Source organism: Vibrio sp. D417a (genome assembly GCF_030248595.1).
In the GTDB taxonomy this organism is placed as follows: Bacteria; Pseudomonadota; Gammaproteobacteria; order Enterobacterales; family Vibrionaceae; genus Vibrio; species Vibrio alginolyticus.
The window spans coordinates 1-3,626 of record NZ_JAHGAM010000060.1; the positions used below are offsets into that span (position 1 = coordinate 1).

General features: G+C 51.6%; 1 protein-coding gene. It reads right to left on the reverse strand.

Annotated elements, in window-relative coordinates:
- On the reverse strand, nucleotides 1–3,617 hold a 3,617-nt coding region (locus tag KI742_RS23415), incomplete at its 3' end, for a tandem-95 repeat protein (protein ID WP_285445317.1).
- Nucleotides 3,618–3,626: the final 9 nt, after the last annotated feature.

The window sequence follows — 3,626 nt, forward strand, 5'->3', positions numbered from 1 at the left end:
AAGTTCACCGTTTGGCTAACGCTCTCGCCGCTTGGATCGGTAGCCGTAAACGTCAGCGCTTCTGAGCCGTTCCAGTCTGCCGTTGGAGTGAACGTAGCAATCCCATTGACGATCGCCACTTGAATGTTGCTGTTGCCAGAGACGCTAAACGTTAACTCACTATCAACGTTATCCACATCACTGAAGGCAGTATTTAGATCGATGCTGTATGGCGTAAAATCTTCCGCCAAGGTTTGGTCTGCAATGTTGCTTTCAACCACAGGCGTGTCGTTCACCGCATTCACGGTGACGTTGACCGTCGCTTGGTCAGTCAGTGAACCATCGGTCACGGTGTAAGTGATTTCAGCATCGCCATGGAAGTTATCAGCCGGTGTGAAGACCAACTTGCCGTCAACAATTTCAACTGTACCTTGGTCACTCGGCACAGATGCCGAGTCAATCGACAGCTTATCGCCATCAATATCGGTGTCGTTTGGCAGGACATCAATCGTGACAGCGGTATCTTCTTGTGTTGTGGCCGTGTCATCGTTTGCCACTGGCGCGTCATTCACTGGCGTCACATCGACGTTCACTGTGGTGGACTCCGATACCCCACCCGATGTAACGATGTAGGTAAAACTGTCTGCCCCGTGATAGTTGTCGTTTGGCGTGTAAGTGACACTGCCGTCCGGGTTGACCGAGACCGTGCCGTTGGCTGGGCCGTTATTGCTATCCAGCGACACCAATTTGTCGTCGCCTTCGAACGTGTCGTTACCTAAAACCTTGATGATGGTTGGTGTGTCTTCCACAACCGTCGCGTTGTCTGCCACGATGTCCGCCACAGGCGCTACTGTGAAGTTCACCGTTTGGCTAACGCTTTCGCCGCTTGGATCGGTGGCCGTAAAGGTCAGCGCTTCTGAGCCGTTCCAGTCTGCCGTTGGGCTAATGGTCGCAATGCCATTTTCAATCGAAACCAACACGTTGCTGTTGCCGGACACTGAAAAGTTCAGTGCGGAGTCGCTGTCTTTAAATGCGTCGTTTAAATCAATCGTGTAGATCGTAAAATCTTCTGCTAACACTTGATCTGAAATGACATTATCGACTGTTGGTGCATCGTTAACGCGATTCACAATCAAACTATCACTGTCGCTAACCGTTGGATTAACACCATCCGATACTGATGCGCTGATCGTTAGGTCTTTAAGGTTGAGTTCGTCGTTGTTAACCGCGTCAACACCCGCTTGAGTCAGTTTGACTTCATCGCCAACTAGCGCAAAGTAGCCGTTTGAGTTGTTTTCTAAAGAAACGGTTAATTGCTCTTCTGGCGTATCGGTATCAGCGACTTCCAACGTTGCCACTACCGTATCGGTACTCACTGCGTCTTCAGTGATACTTTCTACAGCATCGACCTTGATGGTTGGCGCATCGTTTACTGGGTTAACGGTAACGGCCACCTTCGCTTGGTCTGTCAGTGCACCATCGGTAACGGTGTAAGTGATTTCAGCATCACCATGGAAGTTCTCAGCCGGTGTGAACACCAGTTTTCCGTCAACGATCTCAACTGTACCTTGTGTTTCAGGTACGGAAGCCGATTGGATAGACAGCGTATCGCCATCAATGTCGGTGTCGTTTGGCAGGACATCAATTGTCACTGGCGTGTCTTCGTCAGTAACAGCGGTATCATCGTTTGCCACTGGCGCATCGTTCACTGGCGTCACATCGACGTTCACTGTGGTGGATTCCGATACCCCACCCGACGTAACGATGTACGTGAAGCTGTCTGCCCCGTGGTAGTTGTCGTTTGGCGTGTAAGTGACGCTGCCGTCCGGGTTGACCGAGACCGTGCCGTTCGCTGGACCGTTATTGGTATCGAGCGACACCACTTTGTCGTCGCCTTCAAACGTGTCGTTACCTAGGACGTTAATGATGGTCGGCGTGTCTTCCACAACCGTCGCGTTGTCTGCCACGATGTCCGCTACAGGCGCTACTGTGAAGTTCACCGTTTGGCTGACGCTTTCACCGCTTGGGTCGGTAGCCGTAAAGGTCAACGCTTCTGAGCCGTTCCAGTCTGCGGTTGGAGTGAACGTAGCAATACCATTGACGATCGCCACTTGAATGTTGCTGTTGCCAGAAACGCTGAAGCTCAGATCGCCATCCACGTTATCCACATCGCTGAAAGCGGTATTTAGATCGATGCTGTATGGCGTAAAGTCTTCCGCCAAGGCTTGGTCTGCAATGTTGCTTTCAACCATAGGCGTGTCGTTCACCGCATTCACGGCGACGTTGACCGTAGCTTGGTCAGTCAGTGCACCATCGGTGACGGTATAAGTGATTTCGGCATTACCATGGAAGTTCTCAGCCGGTGTGAACACCAACTTGCCGTCAACAATCTCGACTGTACCTTGGTCACTCGGCACAGATGCCGAGTCAATCGACAGCTTATCGCCATCAATATCAGTGTCATTTGGCAGGACATCAATCGTCACTGGCGTGTCTTCGTCAGTAACAGCTGTATCATCTTTTGCCACTGGCGCATCATTGACTGGCGTCACATCGACGTTCACCGTGGTGGACTCTGATACCCCACCCGACGTAACGATGTAGGTGAAGCTGTCAGCCCCATGGTAGTTGTCATTCGGCGTGTAAGTGACGCTGCCATCCGGGTTGACCGAGACCGTGCCGTTGGCTGGACCGTTATTGGTATCCAGCGACACCACTTTTTTGTCGTCGCCTTCGAACGTGTCGTTACCTAAAACCTTGATGATGGTTGGTGTGTCTTCCACAACCGTCGCACGGTCAGATTCAATATCTGCCACAGGCGCCACTGTGAAGTTCACCGTTTGGCTAACGCTTTCACCGCTTGGATCGGTGGCGGTAAAGGTTAGGGTTTCTGAGCCATTCCAGTCTGCGGTTGGAGTGAACGTAGCAATGCCATTGACGATCGCCACTTGAATGTTGCTATTACCAGAAACGCTAAACGTTAACTCACCATCGGCGTTATCCACATCACTGAAGGCCGTATTCAGATCGATGCTGTATGGCGTAAAATCTTCCGCCAAGGTTTGGTCTGCAATGTTGCTTTCAACCACAGGCGTGTCGTTCACCGCATTCACGGTGACGTTGACCGTTGCTTGGTCAGTCAGTGCACCATCAGTAATCGTGTAAGTAATTTCAGCGTCACCATGGAAGTTCTCAGCCGGTGTGAAGACCAGTTTGCCATCAACGATCTCAACTGTGCCTTGTGTTTCAGGTACGGAAGCCGATTCAATCGACAGCTTATCACCATCAATATCGGTGTCGTTTGGCAGGACATCAATCGTCACTGGCGTGTCTTCGTCAGTAACGGCATTGTCATTGGTCGCCACTGGCGCATCGTTCACTGGCGTCACATCGACGTTCACCGTGGTGGACTCTGACACCCCACCGGAGGTGACGATGTAGGTGAAGCTGTCTGTACCGTGGTAGTTGTCATTCGGCGTGTAGGTCACGCTGCCATCCGGGTTGACCGAGACCGTGCCGTTCGCTGGACCGTTATTGGTATCCAGCGACACCACTTTGTCGTCGCCTTCGAACGTGTCGTTATCTAAGACCTTAATGATGGTTGGCGTATCTTCCACAACCGTCGCTTTATCTGCCACGATATCCGC